Origin of the sequence: Mesorhizobium sp. M1163, from assembly GCF_040318415.1 — a bacterium.
GTDB lineage: Bacteria > Pseudomonadota > Alphaproteobacteria > Rhizobiales > Rhizobiaceae > Mesorhizobium.
The window spans coordinates 89,190-114,655 of the sequence record NZ_JAMYMF010000011.1 but is presented as its reverse complement, the minus strand read 5'-3'; the positions used below and the strand labels follow the sequence as shown (position 1 = coordinate 114,655).

At 62.1% G+C, this 25,466-nt stretch carries 25 protein-coding genes; 21 read left to right on the top strand and 4 right to left on the bottom strand.

Features of this window, described 5'->3' with window-relative positions; genetic code table 11:
- Nucleotides 1–84 precede the first annotated feature (84 nt).
- The 10 genes from NKH43_RS13200 to NKH43_RS13155 all read left to right on the top strand — a co-directional run bounded on the left by NKH43_RS13200 (nucleotide 85) and on the right by NKH43_RS13155 (nucleotide 8,945).
- Nucleotides 85–405: an FtsB family cell division protein gene (locus tag NKH43_RS13200; protein ID WP_352482536.1), complete on the top strand. Its 321-nt coding sequence runs from the start codon at nucleotides 85–87 to the stop codon at nucleotides 403–405.
- A 171-nt stretch (nucleotides 406–576) separates the two neighbouring features.
- Nucleotides 577–1,617, top strand: coding sequence for a pyruvate dehydrogenase (acetyl-transferring) E1 component subunit alpha (pdhA, locus tag NKH43_RS13195; protein WP_502906475.1), 1,041 nt, complete (start codon nucleotides 577–579; stop codon nucleotides 1,615–1,617).
- Nucleotides 1,618–1,632: 15 nt separating this feature from the next.
- Nucleotides 1,633–3,054 carry a pyruvate dehydrogenase complex E1 component subunit beta gene (locus NKH43_RS13190; RefSeq protein WP_352858559.1) on the top strand — a complete coding sequence of 474 codons (1,422 nt, stop codon included), beginning with the start codon at nucleotides 1,633–1,635 and terminating at the stop codon, nucleotides 3,052–3,054.
- A gap of 18 nt (nucleotides 3,055–3,072) precedes the next feature.
- Entirely contained in the window at nucleotides 3,073–4,488 is a 1,416-nt protein-coding gene (locus tag NKH43_RS13185) for a pyruvate dehydrogenase complex dihydrolipoamide acetyltransferase (RefSeq protein WP_352858556.1), read from the top strand.
- A 17-nt stretch (nucleotides 4,489–4,505) separates the two neighbouring features.
- Complete coding sequence (locus NKH43_RS13180; protein ID WP_023717565.1) at nucleotides 4,506–4,925, top strand: hypothetical protein; 420 nt, start codon at nucleotides 4,506–4,508, stop codon at nucleotides 4,923–4,925.
- Nucleotides 4,922–5,560, top strand: a complete 639-nt coding sequence (locus tag NKH43_RS13175; protein WP_352858553.1) for an SGNH/GDSL hydrolase family protein — start codon at nucleotides 4,922–4,924, stop codon at nucleotides 5,558–5,560. The genes NKH43_RS13180 and NKH43_RS13175 overlap by 4 nt, the downstream gene beginning before the upstream one ends.
- Nucleotides 5,561–5,572: 12 nt before the next feature.
- Nucleotides 5,573–7,018: a dihydrolipoyl dehydrogenase gene (lpdA, locus tag NKH43_RS13170; protein ID WP_352858550.1), complete on the top strand. Its 1,446-nt coding sequence runs from the start codon at nucleotides 5,573–5,575 to the stop codon at nucleotides 7,016–7,018.
- A 95-nt stretch (nucleotides 7,019–7,113) separates the two neighbouring features.
- Nucleotides 7,114–7,371: a GlsB/YeaQ/YmgE family stress response membrane protein gene (locus NKH43_RS13165; protein WP_023717568.1), complete on the top strand. Its 258-nt coding sequence runs from the start codon at nucleotides 7,114–7,116 to the stop codon at nucleotides 7,369–7,371.
- Between the two features lie 134 nt (nucleotides 7,372–7,505).
- Nucleotides 7,506–8,471: a lipoyl synthase gene (gene lipA, locus NKH43_RS13160; protein ID WP_023717570.1), complete on the top strand. Its 966-nt coding sequence runs from the start codon at nucleotides 7,506–7,508 to the stop codon at nucleotides 8,469–8,471.
- Between the two features lie 12 nt (nucleotides 8,472–8,483).
- Nucleotides 8,484–8,945 carry a type II toxin-antitoxin system RatA family toxin gene (locus NKH43_RS13155; protein WP_023717571.1) on the top strand — a complete coding sequence of 154 codons (462 nt, stop codon included), beginning with the start codon at nucleotides 8,484–8,486 and terminating at the stop codon, nucleotides 8,943–8,945.
- Here the strand turns inward: NKH43_RS13155 and NKH43_RS13150 are convergent.
- Nucleotides 8,921–9,430 (bottom strand): CinA family protein, encoded by a 510-nt coding sequence (locus tag NKH43_RS13150; RefSeq protein WP_352496543.1) that lies wholly within the window; start codon nucleotides 9,428–9,430, stop codon nucleotides 8,921–8,923. The genes NKH43_RS13155 and NKH43_RS13150 overlap by 25 nt on opposite strands.
- Entirely contained in the window at nucleotides 9,427–10,647 is a 1,221-nt protein-coding gene (locus NKH43_RS13145; RefSeq protein WP_023717573.1) for a bifunctional 2-C-methyl-D-erythritol 4-phosphate cytidylyltransferase/2-C-methyl-D-erythritol 2,4-cyclodiphosphate synthase, read from the bottom strand. The genes NKH43_RS13150 and NKH43_RS13145 overlap by 4 nt, the downstream gene beginning before the upstream one ends.
- A 181-nt stretch (nucleotides 10,648–10,828) precedes the next feature.
- Between NKH43_RS13145 and dusB the strand changes: the two genes are divergently transcribed.
- From dusB to hflX, 8 genes are all read left to right on the top strand, one after another.
- Entirely contained in the window at nucleotides 10,829–11,854 is a 1,026-nt protein-coding gene (gene dusB, locus NKH43_RS13140; RefSeq protein ID WP_023717574.1) for a tRNA dihydrouridine synthase DusB, read from the top strand.
- Nucleotides 11,851–12,990 carry a two-component system sensor histidine kinase NtrB gene (locus tag NKH43_RS13135; protein ID WP_352496544.1) on the top strand — a complete coding sequence of 380 codons (1,140 nt, stop codon included), beginning with the start codon at nucleotides 11,851–11,853 and terminating at the stop codon, nucleotides 12,988–12,990. Before dusB ends, NKH43_RS13135 begins: the two co-directional genes overlap by 4 nt.
- Nucleotides 12,987–14,447: a nitrogen regulation protein NR(I) gene (ntrC, locus tag NKH43_RS13130; protein WP_023717576.1), complete on the top strand. Its 1,461-nt coding sequence runs from the start codon at nucleotides 12,987–12,989 to the stop codon at nucleotides 14,445–14,447. Before NKH43_RS13135 ends, ntrC begins: the two co-directional genes overlap by 4 nt.
- Nucleotides 14,448–14,574: 127 nt before the next feature.
- The gene (locus NKH43_RS13125) at nucleotides 14,575–16,860 is read left to right on the top strand and encodes a sensor histidine kinase NtrY-like (protein WP_352789972.1); all 2,286 of its coding nucleotides are present in this window, start codon (nucleotides 14,575–14,577) and stop codon (nucleotides 16,858–16,860) included.
- Nucleotides 16,850–18,211: a nitrogen assimilation response regulator NtrX gene (gene ntrX / locus NKH43_RS13120; RefSeq protein WP_352482545.1), complete on the top strand. Its 1,362-nt coding sequence runs from the start codon at nucleotides 16,850–16,852 to the stop codon at nucleotides 18,209–18,211. Before NKH43_RS13125 ends, ntrX begins: the two co-directional genes overlap by 11 nt.
- Before the next feature lie 188 nt (nucleotides 18,212–18,399).
- The gene (locus NKH43_RS13115; protein ID WP_352858546.1) at nucleotides 18,400–19,263 is read left to right on the top strand and encodes a D-amino-acid transaminase; all 864 of its coding nucleotides are present in this window, start codon (nucleotides 18,400–18,402) and stop codon (nucleotides 19,261–19,263) included.
- Between the two features lie 145 nt (nucleotides 19,264–19,408).
- Nucleotides 19,409–19,654 carry an RNA chaperone Hfq gene (gene hfq, locus NKH43_RS13110; protein WP_006202172.1) on the top strand — a complete coding sequence of 82 codons (246 nt, stop codon included), beginning with the start codon at nucleotides 19,409–19,411 and terminating at the stop codon, nucleotides 19,652–19,654.
- A complete protein-coding gene (hflX, locus tag NKH43_RS13105; protein WP_023717580.1) occupies nucleotides 19,655–21,046 on the top strand; it encodes a GTPase HflX in 1,392 nt (463 codons plus the stop codon). It begins immediately after the preceding gene.
- 5 nt (nucleotides 21,047–21,051) lie between these two features.
- Here the strand turns inward: hflX and mazG are convergent, their stop codons facing one another.
- Both mazG and NKH43_RS13095 read right to left on the bottom strand, forming a co-directional pair.
- Nucleotides 21,052–21,876, bottom strand: coding sequence for a nucleoside triphosphate pyrophosphohydrolase (gene mazG, locus NKH43_RS13100; protein WP_023717581.1), 825 nt, complete (start codon nucleotides 21,874–21,876; stop codon nucleotides 21,052–21,054).
- Between the two features lie 135 nt (nucleotides 21,877–22,011).
- On the bottom strand, nucleotides 22,012–23,196 hold the full coding sequence (locus NKH43_RS13095) for an amino acid aminotransferase (RefSeq protein WP_352587530.1): 1,185 nt from the start codon (nucleotides 23,194–23,196) through the stop codon (nucleotides 22,012–22,014).
- 215 nt (nucleotides 23,197–23,411) lie between these two features.
- Between NKH43_RS13095 and NKH43_RS13090 the strand changes: the two genes are divergently transcribed.
- The 3 genes from NKH43_RS13090 to NKH43_RS13080 are packed head-to-tail and all read left to right on the top strand — an operon-like array spanning nucleotide 23,412 to nucleotide 25,450.
- Nucleotides 23,412–23,945, top strand: a complete 534-nt coding sequence (locus NKH43_RS13090) for a sigma-70 family RNA polymerase sigma factor (RefSeq protein WP_023717583.1) — start codon at nucleotides 23,412–23,414, stop codon at nucleotides 23,943–23,945.
- On the top strand, nucleotides 23,942–24,715 hold the full coding sequence (locus NKH43_RS13085) for an anti-sigma factor family protein (protein WP_023717584.1): 774 nt from the start codon (nucleotides 23,942–23,944) through the stop codon (nucleotides 24,713–24,715). Before NKH43_RS13090 ends, NKH43_RS13085 begins: the two co-directional genes overlap by 4 nt.
- Nucleotides 24,716–24,742: 27 nt before the next feature.
- Complete coding sequence (locus NKH43_RS13080) at nucleotides 24,743–25,450, top strand: Bax inhibitor-1/YccA family protein (RefSeq protein ID WP_023717585.1); 708 nt, start codon at nucleotides 24,743–24,745, stop codon at nucleotides 25,448–25,450.
- The last annotated feature ends 16 nt before the right edge of the window (nucleotides 25,451–25,466 follow it).

The following is a 25,466-nucleotide window of genomic DNA, read 5'->3' as shown; positions in this document are numbered from 1 at the left end:
TGCTTTCAGGGCTCCGAATCCAGCAATCCGTAACCGTCCATTAAGCACAATCGGGCGACAAAGGCGGCGCAGAGGATTCGGACCATGTGGACACGCCAGCACAAGCAAAGAAACACCGGCCGGCTGATCATCCCCTCGCTCTGCGTGGTGTTCCTGACCTATTTCGGCTTCCATGCCTATCATGGCGAGTTCGGCATCTATTCCAAGTATCGGCTCGAAGCCGAGACTGTCGCATTGCAGGGCAGGCTTGATGCCGTCAAGGCACGCCGGATCGACCTGGAGCGCCGCGTCCAGCTGATGCATGAGGGCACGCTCGAGAAGGACATGCTGGACGAGCAGGCGCGCAAGGCGCTCAATCTGTCCCATGCCGACGAGATCACCATCATGCTGCCGGTTGCAAGATAACGCAATTTCAGTTAATCGGCGATATTTGCAATGATTTTAGGCGCTTAGATGCATGACAGCCATGCGTTTTCGGCATGGCGAAAGCCTTCCCTGCATGTTAGCCTGCCTCAAATCGGTGGGAGAACTGATCTCCCTCGCTGTCCGCCAAGAGACGCCAACAGGGAGTGATGCATGGCCACCGCCGCCAGAAAAGCGCCTGCCAAATCCAAATCCGACGGCAAAACGATGGGCCTTTCCACCCCAAAGCCTGTTGAATTCACCAAAGACCAGGAGCTTGCCGCCTACCGGCACATGCTGCTCATCCGCCGCTTCGAGGAAAAGGCCGGCCAGCTTTACGGCATGGGCTTCATCGGCGGTTTCTGCCATCTCTACATCGGCCAGGAGGCGGTCGTTACCGGCATGAAGATGGCGCTGATCGATGGCGACCAGATGATCACCGCCTATCGCGACCATGGCCATATGCTGGCCATGGAGTTGTCGCCGCGCGGCGTCATGGCCGAACTGACCGGGCGCCGTAGCGGCCTGTCGAGAGGCAAGGGCGGCTCCATGCACATGTTCTCCAAGGAGAAGCATTTTTACGGCGGCCACGGCATCGTCGGCGCGCAAGTGTCGCTCGGCACCGGCATTGCCTTCGCCAACCGCTATCGCGGCAACAACAATATGACGCTGACCTATTTCGGCGATGGCGCCGCGAATCAGGGCCAGGTCTACGAAAGCTTCAATATGGCCTCGCTATGGAAGCTTCCGGTGGTCTACATCATCGAGAACAACCGCTACGCCATGGGCACCTCGGTCTCGCGCTCGTCGGCCGAGACGGATTTTTCGCATCGCGGCGCCTCCTTCAAGATTCCAGGCATCCAGGTCGACGGCATGGATGTGCGCGCCGTCAAGGCCGCCGGCGACCTCGCCGCCGAATGGTGCCGCGCCGGCAACGGGCCGCTCATTCTCGAAATGCAGACCTACCGCTACCGCGGCCATTCGATGTCGGATCCAGCAAAATACCGCTCCAAGGAAGAAGTGCAGAAAATGCGCTCCGAACGTGACCCGATCGAACAGGTCAAGGCACGGTTGCTCGACAAGAAATGGGCAAGCGAGGACGAGCTCAAGGCCATCGACAAGGAAGTCCGCGACGTTGTCGCCGACGCTGCAGAATTTGCCCAGAACGACGCGGAGCCGGATCCGTCCGAGCTCTGGAGCGATATCGTACTTTAACGAGAGGGCAAGGACATGCCGATCGAAATTCTCATGCCCGCCCTCTCGCCGACCATGGAAGAGGGTAATGTTTCCAAGTGGTTGAAGAAAGAAGGCGACAAAGTCGCAGCCGGTGACGCCATTGCCGAGATCGAAACCGACAAGGCAACGATGGAAGTCGAAGCCGTCGATGAAGGCACACTTGCCAAGATCGTGGTTCCTGCCGGCACCGAAGGCGTCAAGGTCAACACGCTGATCGCTGTGCTGGCCCTCGATGGCGAAGACATCGACGAGGCGGGCGAAGGCATTGGCGAGGAGGCTGTCGAGTCGCAAGCGGCAGCGCCCGCGGCTGCTCCGGCCCCCGCGGCTGCTCCGGCCCCCGCTGCTGCTCCGGCCAAGAGCGAAGCGGCAACACCTGTTGCCGCCGCGCCCAAGCTGGAAATTGCCGCCGATCCGGACATCCCGGCCGGCACCGAAATGGTCTCGACCACGGTGCGTGAAGCGTTGCGCGACGCAATGGCGGAGGAAATGCGCCGCGACGGCGACGTCTTCGTCATGGGCGAGGAAGTCGCCGAGTACCAGGGCGCCTACAAGATCACACAAGGCCTGTTGCAGGAATTCGGTCCGAGACGCGTGGTCGACACGCCGATCACCGAGCACGGCTTTGCCGGCGTTGGTGTTGGCGCGGCGATGGCCGGCCTGAAGCCGATCGTCGAATTCATGACCTTCAACTTCGCCATGCAGGCGATCGACCAGATCATCAATTCAGCCGCCAAGACGCTCTACATGTCCGGCGGCCAGATGGGCGCCCCGATCGTCTTTCGCGGCCCGAACGGCGCTGCTGCCCGCGTCGCCGCGCAGCATTCGCAGTGCTATGCCGCCTGGTACAGCCATATTCCTGGATTGAAGGTGGTGATGCCTTATACCGCCGCCGACGCCAAGGGTCTGCTCAAGGCGGCGATCCGCGATCCGAACCCGGTCATCTTCCTCGAAAACGAAATCCTTTACGGCCACTCCTTCGACGTGCCGAAGATGGACGATTTCGTGTTGCCGATCGGCAAGGCGCGCATTTACAAATCCGGCAAGGACGTGACCATCGTCTCGTTCGGCATCGGCATGACCTACGCGATCAAGGCGGAGGCGGAGTTGCGCGGCATGGGCATCGATGCCGAGATCATCGACTTGCGCACTATCCGCCCGCTCGACTTCGACACGATCATCGCCTCGGTCAAAAAGACCAATCGCCTGGTGGTGGTCGAGGAAGGCTTTCCGCAGAACTCGGTCGGCGACCATATCGCCAATCAGGTCTCACAGCGCGCCTTCGATTTCCTCGACGCACCGGTCATTACCATTGCCGGCAAGGACGTGCCGATGCCCTATGCGGCGAACCTCGAAAAGCTGGCGCTGCCCAATGTCGGCGAGGTCGTCGAGGCGGTCAAAGCCGTCACGTATCGCTGAGCAGGGCGGGAGGACAAAATGCCGATCAACATCACCATGCCGGCGCTGTCGCCCACGATGGAAGAGGGCAATCTTTCCAAGTGGTTGGTCAAGGAAGGCGACAAGGTTTCGCCGGGCGACGTGATTGCCGAAATCGAGACCGACAAGGCAACGATGGAAGTCGAAGCCGTCGACGAAGGCACGGTTGCCAAGCTGGTGGTTCCGGCCGGCACTGAAGGCGTCAAGGTCAATGCGCTGATCGCGGTGCTGGCGGCGGAGGGCGAGGATGCTGCTTCTGCCGCCAAAAGCGGTGATGGCGCTGCGCCGGCAAAGGCTGAGGCGAAGCAGGAAAAAGCGCCAATCTCCCCACCCGTGGGGGAGATGTCGACGAAGTCGACAGAGGGGGGCGCTGTCCCTCCTGCCGCAGGGAGCGAGGCGCCCCCCTCTGGCCTGCCGGCCATCTCCCCCACACGGGGGGAGATCAGCCAATCCGCGAACGGCCGCATCTTCGCCTCGCCGCTGGCCCGCCGCATCGCCAAGGAAGCCGGTGTCGATGTGTCGGCGGTGACGGGCTCCGGCCCGCATGGTCGCGTGGTCAGGGCCGATGTCGAGGCCGCAATTTCCAGTGGCGGCGCCAAGGCGGCACCAGCAGCAAAAGCAGCGGCCGCCGGTGCTCCGGCACCTGCGGCAGCAGCACCCAAGCCAATGTCCGACGAGCAGGTGCTCAAACTGTTTGCCGAAGGCTCCTACGAGCTGGTCCCCCACGACAATATGCGCAAGACAATTGCGCGGCGGCTGGTCGAGGCCAAGACCACCATCCCGCATTTCTATCTGACGCTCGACTGCGAGCTCGACGCACTTCTGGCCCTGCGCACGCAGATCAATGCGGCCGCCCCGGTGAAGAAGACCGAGAAGGGGGAAACGCCGGCCTATAAGCTTTCCGTCAATGACATGGTCATCAAGGCTCTGGCCATGGCGCTGATGGCGGTGCCGGATGCCAATGCGTCGTGGACAGAAAACGCCATGGTCAAGCACAAGCATGCCGATGTCGGTGTTGCAGTGTCGATCCCCGGCGGCTTGATCACGCCAATCATCCGGCGTGCCGACGAAAAGACGCTGTCCGTTATCTCCAACGAGATGAAGGATCTTGCCGGCCGCGCCCGCAGCCGCAAGCTGAAGCCGGAAGAATATCAGGGCGGCACCACGGCAGTGTCCAATCTCGGCATGTTCGGCATCAAGGATTTTTCTGCCGTCATCAACCCACCGCATGCGACGATCCTGGCGGTCGGCGCCGGAGAGCAACGCGCGGTGGTCAAGAACGGCGAGATCAAGATCGCCACGATCATGTCGGTGACGTTGTCGACCGATCACCGCGCCGTCGACGGTGCGCTCGGCGCCGAGCTGCTCGTCGCCTTCACACGCATGGTCGAAAACCCGATGGGCATGCTGGTCTAAGAGAAGGGAACAGGGCGGTGCGGAAATTCTTCACCAGCCTTTTTGCCTTCTTTCTTTCCGGTTTGGCCGGCGGATTGGTGGCGCAGTGGCTCGCCGTCGCAACCAATGCCGACGTAGAGTACATCCTTGTGTTTATGATCTCGGCTCTCGTCACCGTCCTCGTGACGGTCGCGTTCTTCATCGCACAATTCATGTCGGACCCACGACGGGCAACAAAGCTGACGGCGACCATAGGGGTAGCGTTTTTTGTGCTCGTTGGAGTTTCCCTGATCGGCTGGACTTTCTCCCAGCCCCCAGGCAAGAGCCAATGGTCGGGCGATCTTCCCATAGTCGCGGGTCTCGTCCTGCCGGGCATCGCTACGGTGCTGGTCCAGTGGCTTTTCGTGCGCTGGCGATTGGCGCGCTCGCAACCAGGTTTCGGCGGGGCAGGCACATGAAGACGGTCCTCTGCTACGGCGATTCGCTTACTTGGGGCTATGACGCGGCAAACCTCGGCCGACATCCGCTGGAAGATCGCTGGCCGAGCGTGCTGCAGGCGGCATTGGGCAGCGGCGTCGAGGTCATCGCCGAAGGCCTGAATGGCCGAACCACCGCCTTCGACGATCACTTGGCCGGAGCGGACCGCAATGGCGCAAGGCTGTTGCCAACGATCCTGACGACTCATGCGCCGATCGATTTGATCGTCATCATGCTCGGCGCCAACGATATGAAGCCGTGGATTCACGGCAATCCGGTCGCGGCCAAACAAGGCGTGCAACGCCTGATCGATATTGTGCGCGGTCATGATTACCCGTTCGATTGGCCGGCGCCGCAGATCCTGATCGTCGCGCCGCCCGTAGTCAGCCGCACGGAAAACGCCGAGTTCAAAGAAATGTTCGCCGGCGGAGATGACGCGTCAAAGCGGCTGGCGCCGCAATATTCCGCCCTTGCCGACGAGGCCGGCTGCGGCTTCTTCAATGCGGGCACGGTGGCCGAAACGACGCCGCTGGACGGCGTCCACCTTGACGCGGAAAACACGCGGAGCATCGGGCAAGCGCTGGCGCCGCTCGTGCGCGTCATGCTGGAATTGTGAAGGAGAAAAGCCGTGGCTGAGAACTACGACGTTATCATCATCGGCTCCGGCCCCGGCGGCTATGTCACTGCAGTGCGTTCGGCGCAGCTTGGCTTCAAGACGGCGATTGTCGAGCGCGAGCACTTGGGCGGCATCTGCCTCAACTGGGGCTGCATTCCGACCAAAGCGCTGCTGCGCTCGGCCGAGATCATGCACTATTCGGATCATCTGAAGGATTACGGCCTGAAGATCGACGGCAAGGTCAGCGTCGACACCGCCGCCGTCGTCGATCGCTCGCGAACGGTCTCGCTGCGGCTCAACGGCGGCGTCGGCTTCCTGATGAAGAAGAACAAGGTCGACGTCATCTGGGGCGAAGCCAAACTGACGAAACCCGGCGAGATCGTCGTGTCGAAATCGTCGAAGAAGCCGATGGAGCCGCAGCCGCCGGCGCCCAAGGGCGTCAAAGGCGAGGGCACCTACACCGCCAAGCACATCATCCTGGCGACCGGAGCCAGGCCGCGCGCATTGCCCGGCATCGAGCCGGACGGCAAGTTGATCTGGACCTATTTCGAGGCGATGGTGCCGAAAGAGATGCCGAAGTCGCTGCTGGTGATGGGCTCGGGCGCCATCGGCATCGAGTTCGCCTCGTTTTACCGCACTATGGGCGCAGAGGTGACGGTGGTTGAACTGCTGCCGGCTGTGATGCCGGTCGAGGACGCCGAAGTGTCGAAGTTTGCGCAAAAGCAGTTCGAGAAGCAGGGCATGAAGATCATCCTCGATGCCAAGGTGACCAAGGTCGAGAAGGGCGCCAATTCGGTCACCGCGCATGTCGAGATGAAGGACGGCAAGGTCGAGAAGATCACCGCCGACCGCATGATTTCAGCCGTCGGGGTACAGGGCAATATCGAAAATCTCGGCCTCGAGGCGCTCGGCGTGAAGACCGAACGCGGTTGCATCGTCGTCGACGGCTACGGCAAGACCAACGTGCCCGGCATCTATGCCATCGGCGATGTCGCCGGACCGCCGATGCTCGCCCACAAGGCCGAGCATGAGGGCGTGGTGTGTGTGGAAAAGATTGCCAATTTCGCCGGCGTGCATGCCATCGACAAGCTGAAGATCCCGGGCTGCACCTATTGCAATCCGCAAGTCGCCTCGGTCGGACTGACGGAAGCCAAAGCGAAAGCCGATGGCAAGGACATCCGCGTCGGCCGCTTCCAGTTCGCCGCAAACGGCAAGGCGATTGCGCTGGGCGAAGACCAAGGCTTCGTCAAGACCATTTTCGACAAGAAGACCGGCCAGTTGCTGGGTGCCCACATGGTTGGCGCAGAAGTAACCGAACTGATCCAGGGCTTCGTCGTGGCTATGAACCTGGAAACCACCGAGGAAGAGCTGATGCACACAATCTTCCCGCACCCGACGCTGTCGGAGATGATGAAGGAGAGTGTTCTCGACGCCTATGGCCGTGCGCTGAACGCATGATAAATTGGCTGCGCGAGACTCACACATGTATGTCAAGGAACTCGACGGCAAGGTAATTCGTTTCCGGATGCATTCATCGCCACAGGAGAGGGCATATGGACGTGAACGGCGTGGGCTGGGTAGCAGCCATCATCATCGGCGGTTTGGCAGGCTGGTTTGCCGAGATGTTCATGAAGAGCAACACCGGCATCTTGATGAACATCATTCTTGGCATCGTCGGCGCGATCGTGCTGAATGCCATCCTGCAGGCGCTCAACATCGGCGCCTTCGGCGCCGGCTGGATCGCCTATCTGATCACCGGTTTCATTGGTGCCTGCCTGCTGATCTGGGTAGGACGCATGGTGCGCCGTTAATTGCTGAACTCATGCCATGCGAAAACGGCTGTGGCGGCATGCGCCGCCGCGGCCTTTTTCTTTGCAGCGAAAAGTCCTAGATGACTTGGGAAAGCGAACGTCGGACAGGCGATCGCGAATGAACCGGATTTCATATGGTCACCGTCCTCGACACGATCGCCAATGCGCCGCGCCTGCGGCATCCCGAAAAGGCGCACAAGCCCGACCAGGATGTGCTGCGCAAGCCCGACTGGATCCGCGTCAAGGCGCCGATGTCGAAAGGCTATGCCGAGACGCGCGAGATCGTGAAGTCGCATAAGCTGGTGACGGTGTGCGAAGAGGCCGGTTGCCCCAACATCGGCGAGTGCTGGGAAAAGAAGCACGCCACCTTCATGATCATGGGCGAGATCTGCACGCGCGCCTGCGCGTTCTGCAACGTGGCTACCGGTATACCGACCGCACTCGATCCCGACGAGCCGGCGCGCGTCGCACACGCCGTCAAGCAAATGGGCCTAAGCCATGTCGTCATCACCTCAGTCGACCGCGACGATCTCGCCGATGGCGGAGCTCAGCACTTTGCCGAGGTCATCCGCGCCATCCGGGCGGCAACGCCTCTGACGACGATCGAAATCCTGACGCCCGACTTCCTGCGCAAGGACGGCGCACTGGAGATCGTCGTGGCGGCCAAGCCCGACGTTTTCAACCATAATCTCGAGACCGTGCCGTCGAACTATCTGACGGTTCGGCCGGGTGCGCGCTATTTCCACTCGATCAGGCTCTTGCAGCGAGTCAAGGAACTCGACCCCTCGATCTTCACCAAGTCCGGCATCATGGTTGGCCTTGGCGAGGAGCGGAACGAAATCCTGCAACTGATGGACGATCTGCGTTCGGCCAATGTCGACTTCATGACCATCGGCCAATATCTTCAGCCGTCGAAGAAGCACCATCCGGTGATCCGCTTTGTCACACCGGAGGAGTTCAAGTCTTTCGAGACGATCGGCCGGACCAAGGGCTTCCTGCTGGTGGCGTCGAGCCCGCTGACGCGCTCGTCGCACCATGCCGGCGACGATTTCGCCAGGTTGCGCGCGGCGCGCGAAGCGTTTCTCAGGAAGTCCGCCTAACAAACTGGTTTCATGCCACAATTCGAAGCCCATCGCCGCGTCGCGCATACGCCTGAACAGATGTTCGCTCTGGTCGCGGATATCGAATCCTATCCGCAATTCCTGCCGCTTTGCGAGGCACTTACGGTTCGTTCGCGCAAGGAACGCGACGGACGCACGCTGCTCATCGCCGACATGAGCATTGGCTACAAGGCGATCCGCGAGACTTTCACCACGCAGGTGCTGCTGAAGCCTGACGAGAACGCCATCGACGTCAAATATATCGACGGCCCGTTCAAATATCTGAGCAATGTCTGGCGCTTCGACCCGGCGGACGGCGGTGGTTGCAACGTCTGCTTCTTTATCGACTATGAGTTCAAGAGCCGCATTTTGGGTGCGCTCATGGGAACCATGTTCGACCGCGCCTTCCGCATGTTCTCCGAGGCGTTCGAGAAACGCGCCGAAATCATCTACGGCACGCCATCGGCGGCCTGATCCGCAGCGAGCGCGCGCAGACCCAGTTCAAGCGCATGCCGGACCGTTTCCCGGCGGATGAAATCACGGCCCTTGTCGGCGAACAGCTGGCATTCGCTGACCACCGGCCGGCCAGCCACGGCAACGCCGAACCAGACCAGGCCGACAGGTTTTTCCGCTGAGCCACCGCCCGGACCGGCGATGCCGGTCACCGCGAGCGCAAGCCCGGCGGGCGAATGGGCCAAGGCGCCGGCCGCCATCTCCACCGCAGTCTCGCGCGAGACCGCCCCGTTCGCCTCGAGTGTAACGGCCGAGACGCCGAGCATCTCGGTCTTGGCCTGGTTGGAATAGGTGATGAAGCCGCGATCGACCACAGTGGAAGAGCCGGCAATGTCGGTCAGCGTGGCGATGATCATGCCGCCGGTGCAGCTCTCCGCCGTCGCCAGCATGATGCCGCGCTGCTGGCAGGCCTGAAGCAGGGCATCTGCGAGATCGCTATTGCTCATTCGGGGACATCCCCTGGAAACACAACGCTGGCGGTCGCGATGGCCGCTATGCCTTCCTCACGGCCGACGAAGCCGAGCTTCTCATTGGTTGTCGCCTTGATCGAGATGCGGTCGCGCGAAATTCGCAACATTGCGGAAAGCGTTTCGGTCATGGCCTCGCGATGCGGGCCGACGCGCGGCGCCTCGCAAACCAATGTGATGTCGGCGTTGGCGATGCGCCCGCCGCGCTCGCGCACCAGCTTCGCTGCGTGTTCGACGAAGATGCGTGAAGCGGCCCCTTTCCACTGCGGGTCGGAGGGCGGGAAATGCGTGCCGATGTCACCGGCGCCGCAGGTGGCGAGCAGCGCGTCGGTCAACGCATGCAGGCCGACATCGGCATCCGAATGGCCGGACAATTTCCTGTCGTGCGGAATAGCGACACCGCACAGGGTGACATGGTCGCCGGGCTCGAAGGCATGGACGTCGTAGCCGTTGCCGGTTCGGATGTCCGGAAAACGTGAGGCGCTGGAAAGCCGCTGATCCGCCATCGCAATATCCCGTGCCCAGGTCAGTTTGACATTGTCCGGCGAGCCGGGAACGATCTTCACCGGAATATGCGCCCATTCGGCGATTGCCGCATCGTCGGTGAAATCCGCCTTGCCCAATTGATGAGCCTTTTCGTGCGCGGCCAGGATCGGCCAGAACGGAAAGCCTTGTGGTGTCTGTGCGGCATGGAGCCCGGCCCTGGACACTGTTTCGCCGCTCATGCCTTCGGCCGTTTCGCGCTTCAGCGTATCGGCAACGGGCAAAGCAGGCAGCGCTCCCTGGCGCTCTTCAATGGCGGCGATCGTGCGATCTATCAGTTCCGCATCGACAAACGGCCGAGCCGCATCATGGATCAGGACCCGGCCCGGCGCATGGCTTCTCAACGCCAGCAGTCCAAGCCGGACGGACTCCTGCCGTGACGTACCGCCGATCACAGCGACGACACGGTCGGCGTTCGCGCCGGCGGCGCGGCGGAAAAGCGCGCCGTCTTCGGCATGGATAGCAACGACGACAGGTCCAATTTTCGGATGCGTCAGAAAGGCGTCGAGCGTGCGTGCGATAACGGCGCCGCCGCCAATCTGCTGGTACTGCTTCGGCCCATTGGCCTGCCCCGCGCGCGCGCCGCGCCCGGCAGCAACGATGACCACGGCGACCTTGTCGTCGGCAGCTGGCTTTTCGCTGACATGTCTCATGCCGAGACGCTTAGCGCATGATCCTGAAAAGTGGTATCGCTTTCACAAGACCTAGGATTGATGCCGTCCGGCGATCCATATTTTTCCCAAATGCGCCTTAATGTCACGACATTGCGCGTTGCACATTGCCGTCGTTCTGGCTAGAGAATGTGCAGCAATCGAAGGTGCTTGGTTTTTGTGCATGCCTGATGTGACCAAATTGGCTTCGCCGCTGGAGGTGGGTGGCGTGAGAATCCGCAACCGCGTGTTTCTCGCGCCGATGTCGGGCATTACCGACGAACCGTTCCGGCAGCGCGCCCATGCGCATGGCGCCGGGCTGGTTGTATCGGAAATGGTGGCGAGCGGCGAGCTTGCAAAGGGCAGGGCTGGCTCGGGCCTGCGCATCCGTCATTCCGGGCTGCCTGTCCACATGGTCCAGCTTGCCGGCCGCGACGCGGTGCACATGGCCGAGGGCGCACGAATCGCAGCCGGCGAAGGCGCCGACATCATCGACATCAACATGGGCTGTCCGGCCAAGAAGGTGACGGGCGGCTATGCCGGTTCGGCACTGATGCGAGACCTCGACCACGCGCTGTCGCTGATCGAAGCGGTAGTCGGCGCGGTCGACGTGCCGGTCACGGTCAAGATGCGGCTTGGCTGGGACGAGAGCGCGCTCAACGCGCCGATGCTGGCGCGACGCGCCGAGCAGGCCGGCGTCAGGATGGTGACGGTGCACGGCCGCACACGTTGCCAGTTCTATCAGGGCACGGCCGACTGGCGTGCCATCGCACGCGTCAAGCAGGCCGTCTCCATCCCTGTGGTTGCCAATGGCGATGTCGGCTCGCCGGCAGAGGCAGCCTTGATCCTCGACCAGTCCGGCGCCGACGCGGTGATGATCGGCCGTGCGCACTATGGCGCGCCGTGGACTGCCGGCAGCATTGTAGCGGCCGCGCTGGCCGAGCCAGTATCCGGCATGCCGGACAGCCCGCAAGCGCTGACCGACTACGTCATTGCCCATTACGAAGACATGCTGACGCTCTATGGCGCCGAAAGCGGATTGCGCCAGGCGCGCAAGCATCTCGGCTGGTATCTCGACCGCCATGCCGTCACAAGCGATGACTGGCGCAAGGCCATCCTCACGTCTTTCGAGCCTGGGCGGGTCATTGCCTTGCTGCGCGACATGTTTTCAAGCGCTCCCGAAGCGCCGAATCTGCGGAGTGCGGCATGAACGCCACCGTCACACAGAGCACGGACATGGCGGACGCCGCGCATATTGTGCTCAACACAATTCGTCGGCCGGTGATCATGGTCGATCCGCAAGGCTTCATCACCTTCGCCAATGCCGATGCCGAGGATTTTTTCCGCTCGAGCGCCACGATGCTCGCCCGCAACACGCTGCACAAGCTCATTCCTTTCGGCAGTCCGCTGCTGACGCTTGTCGACCAGGTGCGCGAGCGCCGTGCGCCGGTGAACGAATACCGGGTGGACGTGTCGTCGCCGCGTCTCGGCATCGAGAAGGTGGTCGATCTCTACGTCGCGCCGGTGACGGAATTTCCAGGCTCCGTCGTGGTGATGTTCCAGGAACGCTCAATGGCCGACAAGATCGACCGGCAGATGACGCATCGCGGTGCGGCGCGCTCGGTCACCGGCCTTGCCGCGATGCTTGCCCATGAGATCAAGAACCCGCTGTCCGGCATTCGTGGCGCCGCGCAGCTGCTAGAACTGTCGGCGTCCGATGAGGATCGCGCGCTGACGCGTTTGATCACCGACGAGACCGACCGCATTGTCTCGCTGGTCGACCGCATGGAGGTGTTTTCGGACGAGCGGCCGATCGACCGCTACCCCGTCAACATCCATGTCGTGCTCGACCATGTCAAAGCAATCGCCAAGAACGGTTTTGCCAAGCGGATCAAGATATTAGAAGACTATGATCCATCATTGCCTCCGGTTTTTGCCAATCGCGACCAGCTCATCCAGGTGTTCCTCAATCTGGTAAAAAATGCCGCCGAGGCGATCGGCAGCGATCCGCAGGGCGAGATCATGCTGTCGACCGCCTTCCGCCCGGGCATCCGTGTTTCCGTGCCCGGAACGCAGGACCGGGTGTCGCTGCCATTGGAATTCTGCGTGCGCGACAACGGTTCGGGTGTCTCCGAGGATATCCTGCCGATCCTGTTCGATCCCTTCATCACCACCAAGCCGAACGGCTCCGGTCTCGGTCTGGCGCTGGTCGCAAAGATCGTCGGCGAGCATGGCGGCATCATTGAATGCGAATCGACGCCGCGCGGGACCACCTTCCGCATCCTGATGCCGGCGTGGAAAGAAACCCAGTTTGCCGACGACGACGGTGAAGGAGACCGCAAATGACCATTCGCGGCAATATTCTCGTCGCCGACGACGATGCGGCCATCCGCACTGTCCTCAACCAGGCGCTTTCGCGCGTCGGTCACGACGTGCGCGTCACCTCCAATGCCTCGACGCTGTGGCGCTGGGTGGCCGCGGGCGAGGGGGATCTGGTCATCACCGACGTTGTCATGCCTGACGAGAACGCCTTCGACATGCTACCGCGCATCAAGAAGGCGCGACCGGAACTGCCGGTCATCGTCATGAGTGCGCAGAACACGTTCATGACGGCGATCCGGGCCTCCGAAACCGGAGCCTATGAATATCTGCCAAAACCGTTCGACCTGACGGAGCTGCTCAACATCGTCAATCGGGCGCTTTCCGAGCCGCGGCGGCCCAAGATCGATACGCGTGCCGACGAGCCGCCTGAAACGATGCCGCTGGTCGGCCGCTCGGCGGCCATGCAGGACATCTACCGCATGCTGGCGCGGATGATGCAGACCGACCTGACGGTGATGATCTCAGGCGAATCGGGTACCGGCAAGGAACTGGTGGCGCGCGCGCTGCATGAATATGGCCGTCGTCGTGGTGGCCCCTTCGTCGCGATCAACATGGCGGCGATCCCGCGCGACCTGATCGAATCGGAACTATTCGGGCACGAGAAGGGCGCCTTTACCGGCGCACAGAGCCGCTCCACTGGCCGTTTCGAGCAGGCCGAAGGCGGCACGCTGTTCCTCGACGAGATCGGCGATATGCCGATGGAAGCGCAGACGCGGCTTCTGCGTGTGTTGCAGCAGGGCGAATACACCACGGTCGGCGGCCGCACGCCGATCAAGACCGACGTGCGCATCGTCGCTGCCACCAACAAGGACCTGCGCACGCTGATCAATCAGGGGCTTTTCCGCGAGGACCTGTTCTACCGCTTGAACGTTGTGCCGCTCAGGCTGCCGGCGCTGCGCGAGCGATCGGAGGACATTCCGGACCTCGTCCGGCACTTCTTCAAGCTCGGCGCCAGTGAAGGCCTGCAGACCAAGCGCATTTCCACCGGCGGCATCGAGCTGATGAAGCGCTACCCATGGCCTGGCAACGTGCGCGAACTCGAAAACCTCATCCGCAGGCTGGCTGCACTGTATTCGCAGGACGAGATATCCGCCGAGATCATCGAGGCGGAGTTGAAGACTGGCGAAAGGCCTGTCGTTCCAGGTGGCGGCAACCTCATTCCCGACGACCTTTCCATCGGCCAGGCGGTGGAGCATTTCCTGCAGCGCTATTTTGCCTCGTTTGCCGGCGACTTGCCGCCGGCCGGCCTCTATCAGCGAATCCTCTCCGAGGTCGAGTATCCACTGGTCCTCGCCTCGATGACCGCAACGCGCGGTAACCAGATCAAGGCCGCCGAATTGCTAGGACTCAACCGCAACACGCTGCGCAAGAAGATTCGCGAACTCGGCGTCAACGTCTACAAGTCCTCCAGGCAGGTCTAGACGAACCCCTTACGAGCGCTTTCCAGGGGATCGATCGCCGAAAGATTTCCGTCTCGGCCACACTTGTTGCATAATCGCCACAATGCGTTGCATACATCCGACGCAATCACTGGCTCTAGACGGCGACATGGCTCTGCACGCACCGACACTGAGCAAACCGCTTTTCAGCACTACCGGCGCGCGAGACGGTCGCCGGCTGCTTGCGCTGCCCGGCGTGGTCGCCATTGCCGGTGCGCTGGTGACGGCGGCGATCTCCTTCGCCATTCTGGTTGGCGCCACGCCGATCACGCCCGACGCGCGGACGACGCTGGCGCTGATCGCGCTTAACGCCGCGTTCGTCCTGTTTCTGATCTTGCTGGTCGGCCGCGAAGTGCATCGCATCCTGATGGCACGCCGGCACGGCAAGGCTGCGTCGCGCCTGCATGTGCGCATCGTGGCGATGTTTGCGCTGGTCGCCGCCATCCCCGCGATCATGGTGGCGATCATCGCGTCGATCACGCTCGACATCGGCCTCGACCGCTGGTTCGAGATCCGCACCAAGACGATCGTCAATTCGTCGTTGTCGATCGCCGACGCCTATGTGCAGGAAAACGCACGAAATCTTCAGGGCACGACGTTGTCGATGGCTTACGACCTCGACGCTTCGCGCACGCTTTACGGCCTCGATCGGACCGGCTTCCTTGACCTCATGAACAAGGAGGCGGTTGGACGCTCCCTGGCACACGCAGCACTCATCAAGCCCGATGGTTCCTTCGTCATGAGCGCCAAGACCGACGCGGACTTTGCCATGCCGGAGCCGCCGGAGGGCGCTGTGGCAAGCGCGGCCAACGGCAAGCCGGTGCTGATCGAGCCGCGCACCCGTAACATCATGGGGGCCATCGTCAAGCTGCGCGAGATCGACGGGCTCTATCTCTACACCATTCGCCTCGTCGATCCCGAGGTGATCAAGGCACGGCAGATCGTCAAATCCAACACCGCAGAATATCGCGGTCTCGAAGACAATCGCCGCACCTCGCAAGTGGCTTTCGCGCTTCCCTATCTGTCGCTGACGCTGATCATCATCCTGTCCGCCATCTGGACCGGCATTGCGGTGGCCGACCGCCTGGTGCGGCCGATTCGTCAGCTCATCGGCGCGGCCGACGAGGTCGCTACCGGCAATCTCGATGTGGCCGTGCCAGTCCGCCCCTCCGATGGCGACGTCGCCTCGCTCGGCGACACCTTCAACAAGATGCTGATGGAGCTGAAATCGCAGCGCAACGAGATCCTGTCGGCCAAGGATCTGATCGACGAGCGGCGGCGCTTTTCGGAGGCTGTGCTTGCCGGCGTCACCGCCGGGGTCATCGGCGTCGATCCATATGGCATCGTCACCATCGTCAATCGTTCGGCCGAAACGATGCTGGCCATATCCGCCACCGCGGCGCTTGGGCAGAACCTTTCCGCCGTGCTACCGCATGTCGGCCGCGTCTTTGAGATCGGCCGCAAGTCGGGCAAGCCGGTCTATCGCGAACAGGTCACCTTCTATCGTGCCGGCACCGAACGGACCTTCAACGTGCAGATCACGATTGAAGCCGGCGACGACGGTTCGGAGGATAAATCCTACGTCGTGACAGTCGACGACATTACCGATCTGGTCCAGGCACAGCGTTCCTCTGCATGGGCCGACGTGGCGCGGCGCATCGCCCACGAGATCAAGAACCCGCTGACGCCGATCCAGCTTTCGGCCGAGCGTATCAAGCGCCGTTACGGCAAGGTCATCACCGAGGACCGTGAGGTTTTCGATCAATGCACCGACACCATCATCCGGCAAGTGGAGGACATCGGCCGCATGGTCGACGAGTTCTCAGCGTTCGCCCGCATGCCGAAACCAGAAATGAAGGCCATCGATCTGCGCGATTCGTTGCGCGAGGCCTCGTTCCTGGTCGAAGTGAGCCGCGCCGACATCACCTTCGAGCGCGTCTTCGGCAATGAGCCGCTCAAAGGCACGTTCGACAGCCGCCTGATGGCGCAGGCTTTCGGCAACGTCATCAAGAATGCTGCCGAAGCTATCGACGGACTTGATGCAGAGGATCGTCCGCACGGCATAATCCGGATTCAAGCCGGGCGTCAGAATGGCGCGATTCGAATCGACGTCATCGACAACGGCAGGGGCTTGCCGCGCGAAAACCGGCAGCGCTTGCTCGAGCCTTACATGACGACACGCGAGAAAGGCACCGGGCTTGGCCTCGCTATCGTCAAGAAGATCGTGGAGGACCATGGCGGGCGACTCGAATTGCACGATGCACCAGCGGAATTCCACGATGGGCGGGGTGCGATGATCAGCATCATCCTGCCGGTTGCCGCCACCGTTCCGATACGCGGCGAAAGCAAGACGGAACACGAAAAAGAAACTGAAAAGGTCGGTAATGGCGTCTGATATTCTCATCGTCGACGACGAGGAAGACATCCGCGAACTCGTCGCCGGTATCCTGAGCGACGAAGGTCACGAAACCCGCACGGCGTTTGACGCCGACAGCGCGCTGGCGGTGGTTGCCGACCGGGCACCCAGGCTGATCTTCCTCGACATCTGGCTGCAGGGTTCGCGGCTCGATGGCCTCGCTTTGCTGGACGAGATCAAGACGATGCACCCGAACCTGCCGGTGGTGATGATCTCGGGCCACGGCAATATCGAAACGGCAGTCTCGGCCATCCGCCGCGGCGCCTATGATTTTATCGAAAAGCCGTTCAAGGCCGACAGGCTGATCCTTATTGCCGAACGGGCGCTTGAAACGTCCAAATTGAGACGCGAGGTTTCGGATCTCAAGCTGCGCAGCGGCGAGACTTTCGACCTCATCGGCATGTCGTCGGCAATGAGCCAATTGCGCCAGACCATCGAGCGCGTCGCGCCGACCAACAGCCGCGTCATGATTATCGGCCCCTCCGGCTCGGGCAAGGAACTGGCGGCGCGCGCCATCCACGCACTGTCGGCGCGCAAGAGTGCACCGTTTGTGACGCTGAGTGCCGCCAACATCACGCCTGAGCGTATGGAGATCGAGTTGTTCGGCACCGAATCGAACGGCGTCGAACGCAAGGTCGGTGCGCTGGAGGAGGCCCATCGCGGCATTCTCTACATCGATGAAGTGGCCGACATGCCGCGTGAGACGCAAAACAAGATCCTGCGCGTGCTGGTCGAACAGCAGTTCGAGCGGGTAGGGGGCACCAAGCGGGTCAAGGTCGACGTACGCATCATCTCGTCGACCTCGCAGAACCTGGAAGCCATGATCGCCGACGGCCGTTTCCGTGAGGACCTTTATCATCGCCTGGCCGTGGTTCCGGTCATGGTGCCGGGACTGGCCGAGCGTCGCGAGGACATTCCTTATCTGGTCGACAATTTCATGAAGCAGATCGCTCGCCAGGCCGGCATCAAGCCGCGCCGCATCGGCGACGACGCGCTGGCGGTGCTGCAGGCGCACAACTGGCCGGGCAACGTTCGGCAGTTGCGCAACAATGTCGAGCGCCTGATGATCCTGGCGCGCGGCGACGATGTCGATGCGCCGATCACCGCCGACCTCCTGCCAGCCGAGATCGGCGACGTCATGCCGCGCACTCCAACCAAGTCCGATCAGCACATAATGGCACTGCCGCTGCGTGAAGCACGCGAACAATTCGAGAAGGACTATCTGATCGCCCAGATCAACCGTTTTGGCGGCAACATCTCGAAGACGGCAGAGTTTATCGGCATGGAACGCTCTGCACTGCACCGCAAGCTGAAGTCGCTGGGCGTCTGAGAGCCAAACCAGCCGTGGCCCACGCAATTACCGGTTACGGCGGTCGTGGAATCGCATAAGAGCACTGCAGCGCCGCGCGTCTTTGGGACGCATAAAGGAGGCTGTAGCATTTTGATTTTTGCGCATGATCCTTTCCGAAATCGATTCCGATTTTCGGGCTCATGCGCTGACTTCTCCAGGGGTTATCCATGCCGCGCATTGCCTATGTGAACGGACGCTATGTCGCTCACGCCGAAGCTTCCGTGCACATCGAGGACCGTGGCTATCAATTCGCCGACGGCGTCTACGAGGTCTGCGAGGTGGCGCGGGGCTTCATCGTCGACATGCCGCGCCATGTCGCCCGATTGAACCGCTCGCTCACCGAACTCTCGATCGACTGGCCGATCACGCGCGGCGTGCTGCCGCTCGTCATGGGCGAGGTGGTGCGCCGCAACCATGTCGTCGACGGCCTGGTCTATGTCCAGGTGACACGCGGTGTCGCCAGCCGTGAGTTTTTCTTCCCGCCGGTGGGCACGAAGCCGTCGCTGGTGGTGACCGCCAAAAAAGCCGATCCTGCAGCTGCCGCGAAGCGGGCCGAGAGCGGGATCCGGGTTATCACGGTGCCGGAGAACCGGTGGGATCGGGTCGATATCAAGTCGGTCGGCCTGTTGCCGAACGTGCTGGCCAAACAGAAAGCCAAGGAAGCAGGCGCCCAGGAGGCGTGGTTCGTCGATGTTGACGGCACCGTCAAGGAAGGTGGATCGTCGAACGCCTGGATCATCACCAGGGACGGCGTGCTGGTGACGCGGCCGGCCGAGCATGGCATCCTGCGCGGTATCACCCGCACGACACTGTTTGATGTCGCCGCCAAGCTCGGCCTGAAGATCGAGGAGCGCGGCTTTTCGGTTGCCGAGGCCAAGGCCGCGCGCGAGGTTTTCATCAGCTCCGCGACCACGATCGCCATGCCGGTGGTGGCAATCGATGGCGCTCCCGTCGCCAACGGCCACCCGGGCTCGATAACAGTTTCACTACGGCGGGCCTTTTTTGACGTTGCGGAAAAAAGTCCAGCCTGATAACCGCACAGATGGAATGAACATCAATATATCTCGTTCTGCTTGTCGTTACTGACGGCAAGATGGTGTTTGCGTGCTTGACATGTGCCAGCTAATTTGGCGCATTGGCTTGCAAACCGAAGGGGATCGGCGAAAGACAAGAACAATGGCGGAACGATCGCAAAATCTTCAGGACCTGTTCCTGAATTCAGTTCGCAAGAGCAAAAACCCACTCACCATCTTTCTCATCAACGGCGTGAAGCTGACCGGCGTGGTCACTTCGTTCGACAATTTCTGCGTTCTGCTGCGTCGCGACGGCCATTCCCAGCTCGTCTACAAGCACGCCATTTCCACGATCATGCCGAGCCAGCCGGTTCAGATGTTCGATGGTGAGGAAAGCCAGGGCGCCTGATTGGCACGTGAGAAAGACGCGGACCGCAGCGTTCGCGGAAAACCAGCACATCAGACCGGGACAGAGGCCAACGGTCCGACCCGGGCGGTGGTCATCGTGCCGGTGCTTACCCGGCAGCCGCGTGGCAACGACGACACCAATCGCCCGCGCCTGACCCGTTCCGCCGAGGCCCGTCGCGACGAGGCGGTCGGCCTCGCCAGCGCCATCGACCTTGACCTGGTCCACACGGCAGTGGTGACCGTCAACGATCCACGCCCGGCGACCTTGCTCGGCAGCGGCAAGGTCGCGGAGTTCGCCGAGATCGTCAAAGAGGGGCACGCGGAAGTGGTCATTGTCGATCATCCGCTGACACCGGTACAGCAGCGCAATCTCGAAAAAGAGTTGAACGCCAAGGTGCTCGACCGCACCGGGCTGATCCTGGAGATTTTCGGCGAGCGCGCCCGCACCAAGGAAGGCACGCTGCAGGTCGACCTTGCCCATCTCAACTACCAGAAGGGCCGCCTTGTGCGGAGCTGGACCCACCTTGAGCGCCAGCGCGGCGGCGCCGGCTTTCTCGGCGGCCCTGGCGAGACGCAGATCGAGTCGGATCGGCGTGTGTTGCAGGACAAGATCACCAAGCTGAAGCATGAGCTCGAAACGGTGCGCCGCACCCGCGACCTGCACCGCGCCAAGCGCAAGAAGGTGCCGTTTCCGGTGGTGGCGATCGTCGGCTACACCAATGCCGGCAAGTCGACGCTGTTCAACCGGCTGACCGGAGCAGGGGTGCTGGCGGAAGACATGCTGTTTGCCACGCTCGACCCGACGCTGCGCCGCGTGCGCCTGCGGCACGGAACGCCGGTCATCCTTTCCGATACGGTCGGCTTCATTTCCGACCTGCCAACGCATCTGGTCGCGGCCTTCAGGGCGACACTGGAGGAAGTGGTCGAGGCAGACCTCGTCATTCATCTGCGCGATATCTCCGACCCCGATACGGCCGCACAGGCCGAAGATGTCGAGCGCATCCTTGCCGATCTCGGCGTTGATGCCCGCGATAGCAAGCGCGTCATCGAAGTGTGGAACAAGATCGACCGGCTCGACGAGGGCAACCGCGCGCGGCTGCTTGCCGATGGTGCTGACGGCAGGAAGGCGCCGCCTATCGCCATATCGGCGGTTACCGGCGAAGGCATCGATGCGCTGAAGGCGATCATCGAGACGATGATGTCGGGCGAACTGGAGACGTTCACGGTCACGCTCAAGGCCGACCAACTCGGCGTCGTCGACTGGCTTTACCGCAACGGCGACATCGTCTCGCGTGATGACAATGAGGATGGCAGCGTGACCATCGCGCTCAAGGCCACACACAGTGCTCGACAAGAGATAGAAAGCCGATTGCGACGTCAAAACAATGGGTAGGGCGTTTATTTCGCGCTTTTTGCCTGCTGCCAGAGCGCTTCCATCTCGTCCAGCGTCGCCTCTTCGAGGTTGTTTCCCGACGCTTGCAGCGCCTGCTCGACATGGTGGAAGCGCGACCGGAATTTTTCGTTGGTGCCGCTGAGTGCCGCTTCGGAATCGATTTTGAGGTGCCGGCCGAGATTGACGATCGCAAACAGCATGTCGCCGAACTCGTCCTTGATCGGTGCGCTGTCGCCTTTGGCCAGCGCTTCGCGTAATTCGCCGATCTCCTCCTCGATCTTTTCGAGGATCGGTGCCGCCTCGCTCCAGTCGAAGCCGACGCGGGCGGCCTTTTCCTGCAGTTTGAGGGCCCGGGTCAGCGCGGGCAGGGCGACCGGCACGCTGTCGAGAAAGCCCTTGCCATGGTCCTCGGGGTCGAGCCCTCGGACGAGGCGGGCGCTGCGCTTCTCCGCTTTTTCCTCCGCTTTGATCTTTTCCCACATGCCCTTCGCCATGCCGGCGCTGCGCGCCTTTTCGTCGCCGAAAACATGCGGGTGGCGGCGGATCATTTTTGTGGTGATGGCCTCGACCACATCGCCGAATGAGAATTCGCCGGCCTCCTCGGCCATTTGCGCGTGGTAGACCACTTGCAACAGGAGATCGCCGAGTTCATCGCGCAGATCGTCCAGGTCGCCCCGCGCGATGGCGTCCGCCACTTCGTAGGCTTCCTCTACCGTGTATGGCGCGATTGTCGAAAAGTCCTGCTCGATATCCCACGGGCAGCCGGTTTCCGGCGCCCGCAGCGCTGCCATGATCTCGATCAGCCGGGAAATGTCTTTCGAGGGTTTCATCTGGGAAACGCTATCCTGTACACGGCTGTGCGGCCAACAGCTTCAGCCGGTGAGGGCGCCTTGTCCACAGATCGGCGGCCAGACCATGATCGTGGAAGCCGGTTTTCGGAAAAGATCATGGTCAAGCAAAAAGTATCAGTCGAGCACGGAGACAATCGCCTTGGCGAGCGCGTCCATGCCGTCCTCGGGCAGGCCGGCAACGTTGATGCGGCTGTCGCCGACCATGTAGATGCCATGCTCGGCGCGCAGCCGCTCGACTTGCGCTTCCGACAGGCCAAGCCGGGAAAACATGCCGCGATGGCTGGCGACGAAATCGAAACGGTCGGAGTTGGACTGCCGCCGCAGCGCTTCGGCGAACTGGACGCGCAGCCGCAGCATGCGCAGGCGCATCTCTTCAAGCTCTGCTTCCCAGTCGGCCCGCAACGTAGCGTCCTCGAGCACCATGCGCACCGCAGCCGCGCCATGGTCCGGCGGCATCGAATACATGGCGCGCGCCGCCGACAGCATCTGGCCCATCGCCATATCCGCCTGCGCACCGTCTTTCGCCATGATCAGCGCTGCACCAACGCGGTCGCGATAGACGGCAAAGTTCTTCGAGCAGCTCGAGGCAACGACCATTTCCGGAACTTTCGCCGCCAGCAGGCGCAAGCCGGCGGCATCCGCATCAAGCCCCTCGCCAAAGCCTTGATAGGCGATGTCGACAAAGGGCAGCAGACCACGCTCAACGACGAGATCGGCAACGGCAGCCCATTGCGAGATGTCTAGATTGGCGCCCGTCGGGTTATGGCAACAGCCATGCAACAGCACGACGTCGCCGGGATTCGCGGTTCTCAACGCATCCAGCATGTCGTCGAAGCGAACCGCACCAGAAGCAACGTCGAAATAGGGGTACTCGCGTATCTGCAGGCCAGCGGCGCGCATCACCGGCATGTGGTTCGGCCATGTCGGATCCGATAGCCAGACCGTCGCGTCGGCGCGGGTCCTTTTCAGCAGCTCTGCCACCAGCCGCAGCGCGCCGGAGCCGCCGGGCGCCTGTGCCGCACGAATGCGCGTCATGTCGGCGGTTGGGCCGAACACCAACCTAGCCATTGCCGCGTTGAAGGCGGTATCGCCGGCAAGGCCGAGATAGGTCTTGGTGTCCTGGCCTCGCAGCAGCCGCTTTTCGGCTTCGCGCACCGCGCGCATCACCGGCGTCTTGCCGTCGCGATCCTTATAGACGCCGACCCCAAGATCGACCTTGTCGGGACGCGGGTCGGCGCGATAGAGCCCGATCAAGGCAAGGATCTTGTCGGCGGGCGCGGGCTGGAGATTTTCGAACATCGACAAGGTTCCGTTGGCGGCGGAGTGATACGCAAACCGGCCGTGCTTTGCCAGCGGTTTCATATGCGCCAACTCGGCGCCGGTTTGCCTCGAGGGCGGCCGATACTATCTGCCGGTCGAGGGCAGGCCCGAGATCTCCCAGGACGAGAGCGCGGCGAGCCGAAAAAATTCGGGGAGAGCGGGATTAAAACCCCGACCTGCTCCGTAAACAGGACATGAAACGGCCGATGCCACGCTTCGATATTCTGGGACAGCTCGGTTCGCTGCGCCGCTACGCACGCTCGCTGACGCGCGACAGCGCCGATGCAGAGGATCTGGTGCATGATGCGCTGGTGCGTGCCTATGAGCGACGCGGCAGCTTCCGCTCAGGCGGAAATCTTCGCGTATGGCTGCTGTCAATCGTCCACAATGCGTTCATCGACGGCTTGCGATCCCGCAAATCCGAAGCGGTGCGCATCGAACAGGCCGGCCATCTCACCGAGGCCAGCGTCCAGGCTCCGCAGGAACATTCCGTCCGGCTGGCACAGGTGCGCGACGCTTTTTTCACATTGCCGGAAGAGCAACGTTGCGCGCTGCATCTCGTCGCCATCGAGGGGCTTAGCTACAGCGAGGCGGCCGAGGTTAGCGGCGTGCCGCTTGGCACGCTGATGTCGCGCATCGGCAGGGCGCGTGCGGCACTCCGCGAGATGGAGGACGCGGCACCGGCACGCACGAAAAGCCATCTGAAGATCGTCGGAGGTGGATCATGAACCAACTGCGCGATCCCGTCACCGACACCGATCTCGACGCCTATGTCGACGATCAGCTGGACGTTGCTCGTCGCATCGAGGTCGAGGCGTTCCTTTCGGCTCGCCCGGAAGCGGCCGCGCGGGTGATGACTGATCTGAGGACGCGTGACGAGCTGCGCGTGGCGCTTGCCGGATCGAAAGGCATGGCGCGGCCGGCGACGGCTGATGCGGCACGGCGGCTGGAGCGGGGGTTAGCGCGCGGCCGTGTCCTTGGTGCTTTGCAGCGCGCGGCGGCTGTCGCTGTTTTCGTCGCCGCCGGCTGGCTTGCGAACGGGCTCATCGGACCGATATCGGTGACGGAAGTCGTCGCTTCGACCCATCCGCCCGCCTATGTGGAGGACGCAGTCCGGGCGCATCGGACGACGCTCGTGCGCGAGGCGATGTCGTCACAACTCGAGGCGCCCGGCTACAATGCCGACGAAATCCGCGCCGCCACGGCGATCGTCATGCCATCGCTGCCAACGGACTGGACGGTCCGTGACGTGCAGATCTACCCATCGCAGTTCGGCCCGAGCGTCGAGATGGCTGTCGAGACAAAAGAGATGGGGCTGCTCTCGCTGTTCGCCATCCGGCCCGGAACATTCGACGTCGTCAAGCCGACTGTCGTTCCGTCGGGCGAGGTTTCCTCGGCCTATTTCCAGATCGGCGAGGTCGCCTACGCAGTCGTCGCACGTAGCGATGTCCGCGGCCTCGATCGCACGGCCGAAGCGCTCGCCAAAACACTCTACTGATCGACTACCTCTAAGAAGGAGAACCAAATGAACAATCTGGGATACATTGGGACCAGAGCCCGAGCCGGAGCCGTCTACGACGAAGGCCTGCGCCGGCACATGCTGCGCGTCTATAACTACATGGGCCTTGGCCTCGTCGTTACGGGCGTGATCGCCCTCGTGGTGGCCTCCACGCCCGCCCTTTACGTGCCGATCTTCTCCACCCCGCTGAAATGGGTGGTGATGCTGGCGCCGCTGGCCTTTGTGCTGCTGTTCTCGTTCCGTATGCAGACGATGTCGGCGGCCGGGGCCCAGGCAATGTTCTGGGCGTTCTGCGCGGTCATGGGTCTGTCGCTGGCTTCCGTGTTCCTGGTCTTTACCGGCACCAGCATCGCCCGCACCTTCTTCATCGCCGCCACCATGTTCGGCGCCACCAGCCTTTATGGCTATACAACCAGTCGCGACCTGACGCAGTTCTCGTCCTTCCTGATCATGGGCCTGATCGGCGTGGTGATCGCCAGCATCGTCAATATCTTCCTGGGTTCGACAGCGCTGCAGTTTGCGATCTCGGTGATCGGCATCGCCGTCTTCGTCGGGCTCACGGCCTGGGACACGCAGACGATCAAGGAGCAGTACGCCGAAAACTTCGGCGCCGAAACACAGCAAAAGCTCGCCGTTTTTGGTGCATTCTCGCTCTATCTGAACTTCGTCAACATCTTCCAGCTGTTGCTGAACTTCACCGGCGAGCGCGAATAGCCGCGTCGGACCGAGA

What these genes read in the sequence shown, in the direction of transcription:
- NKH43_RS13085 (WP_023717584.1), top strand. Translation starts at nt 23,942, where the DNA reads ATGAACCAACTGCGCGATCCCGTCACCGACACCGATCTCGACGCCTAT.
- NKH43_RS13150 (WP_352496543.1), bottom strand. Translation starts at nt 9,430, where the DNA reads ATGAGCAATAGCGATCTCGCAGATGCCCTGCTTCAGGCCTGCCAGCAG.
- NKH43_RS13125 (WP_352789972.1), top strand. Translation starts at nt 14,575, where the DNA reads ATGGCTCTGCACGCACCGACACTGAGCAAACCGCTTTTCAGCACTACC.
- mazG (WP_023717581.1), bottom strand. Translation starts at nt 21,876, where the DNA reads ATGAAACCCTCGAAAGACATTTCCCGGCTGATCGAGATCATGGCAGCG.
- NKH43_RS13145 (WP_023717573.1), bottom strand. Translation starts at nt 10,647, where the DNA reads ATGAGACATGTCAGCGAAAAGCCAGCTGCCGACGACAAGGTCGCCGTG.
- NKH43_RS13175 (WP_352858553.1), top strand. Translation starts at nt 4,922, where the DNA reads ATGAAGACGGTCCTCTGCTACGGCGATTCGCTTACTTGGGGCTATGAC.
- ntrC (WP_023717576.1), top strand. Translation starts at nt 12,987, where the DNA reads ATGACCATTCGCGGCAATATTCTCGTCGCCGACGACGATGCGGCCATC.
- NKH43_RS13155 (WP_023717571.1), top strand. Translation starts at nt 8,484, where the DNA reads ATGCCACAATTCGAAGCCCATCGCCGCGTCGCGCATACGCCTGAACAG.
- NKH43_RS13190 (WP_352858559.1), top strand. Translation starts at nt 1,633, where the DNA reads ATGCCGATCGAAATTCTCATGCCCGCCCTCTCGCCGACCATGGAAGAG.
- dusB (WP_023717574.1), top strand. Translation starts at nt 10,829, where the DNA reads ATGCCTGATGTGACCAAATTGGCTTCGCCGCTGGAGGTGGGTGGCGTG.
- NKH43_RS13165 (WP_023717568.1), top strand. Translation starts at nt 7,114, where the DNA reads ATGGACGTGAACGGCGTGGGCTGGGTAGCAGCCATCATCATCGGCGGT.
- NKH43_RS13115 (WP_352858546.1), top strand. Translation starts at nt 18,400, where the DNA reads ATGCCGCGCATTGCCTATGTGAACGGACGCTATGTCGCTCACGCCGAA.
- pdhA (WP_502906475.1), top strand. Translation starts at nt 577, where the DNA reads ATGGCCACCGCCGCCAGAAAAGCGCCTGCCAAATCCAAATCCGACGGC.
- NKH43_RS13095 (WP_352587530.1), bottom strand. Translation starts at nt 23,196, where the DNA reads ATGTTCGAAAATCTCCAGCCCGCGCCCGCCGACAAGATCCTTGCCTTG.
- hfq (WP_006202172.1), top strand. Translation starts at nt 19,409, where the DNA reads ATGGCGGAACGATCGCAAAATCTTCAGGACCTGTTCCTGAATTCAGTT.
- ntrX (WP_352482545.1), top strand. Translation starts at nt 16,850, where the DNA reads ATGGCGTCTGATATTCTCATCGTCGACGACGAGGAAGACATCCGCGAA.
- NKH43_RS13090 (WP_023717583.1), top strand. Translation starts at nt 23,412, where the DNA reads ATGAAACGGCCGATGCCACGCTTCGATATTCTGGGACAGCTCGGTTCG.
- NKH43_RS13200 (WP_352482536.1), top strand. Translation starts at nt 85, where the DNA reads ATGTGGACACGCCAGCACAAGCAAAGAAACACCGGCCGGCTGATCATC.
- NKH43_RS13080 (WP_023717585.1), top strand. Translation starts at nt 24,743, where the DNA reads ATGAACAATCTGGGATACATTGGGACCAGAGCCCGAGCCGGAGCCGTC.
- NKH43_RS13185 (WP_352858556.1), top strand. Translation starts at nt 3,073, where the DNA reads ATGCCGATCAACATCACCATGCCGGCGCTGTCGCCCACGATGGAAGAG.
- NKH43_RS13135 (WP_352496544.1), top strand. Translation starts at nt 11,851, where the DNA reads ATGAACGCCACCGTCACACAGAGCACGGACATGGCGGACGCCGCGCAT.
- lipA (WP_023717570.1), top strand. Translation starts at nt 7,506, where the DNA reads ATGGTCACCGTCCTCGACACGATCGCCAATGCGCCGCGCCTGCGGCAT.